This window comes from Pseudomonas sp. SIMBA_067, assembly GCF_046534675.1.
GTDB classification, from domain to species: domain Bacteria; phylum Pseudomonadota; class Gammaproteobacteria; order Pseudomonadales; family Pseudomonadaceae; genus Aquipseudomonas; species Aquipseudomonas putida.
In genome coordinates this window covers 1-251 of the sequence record NZ_JAWRYH010000961.1, presented here as the reverse complement: position 1 = coordinate 251, position 251 = coordinate 1, and the positions used below count along the sequence as shown (strand labels likewise).

Below are 251 nucleotides of genomic sequence, written 5' to 3'. Positions count from 1 at the left end.
ACGACTGCGGCAGGATCACCTTGAAGAAGGTGGTCGAGCGTTTCAGGTTCAGCGCCCGCGCAGCTTCGTACTGCCCAGGCGCGACGGCCATCAGGCTGCCGCGGAAGATCTCGGCCTGGTAGGCGGCGGTGTTCAGGGTGAACGCCAGCAAGGTGCAGAACCAGGCCTCGCGGAAGAACCACCACAGGCCGACGTCCTGCCAAAACCCCTTGAGCGAACCGAGGCCGTAATAAAGCAGGAACAACTGAGCC

Annotated in this window: 1 protein-coding gene; it reads right to left on the bottom strand. The window is 62.9% G+C overall.

Annotated elements, in window-relative coordinates; translation table 11 throughout:
• On the bottom strand, positions 1 to 251 hold a 251-nt coding region (locus SB765_RS32060), incomplete at both ends, for an ABC transporter permease subunit (RefSeq protein WP_410932817.1).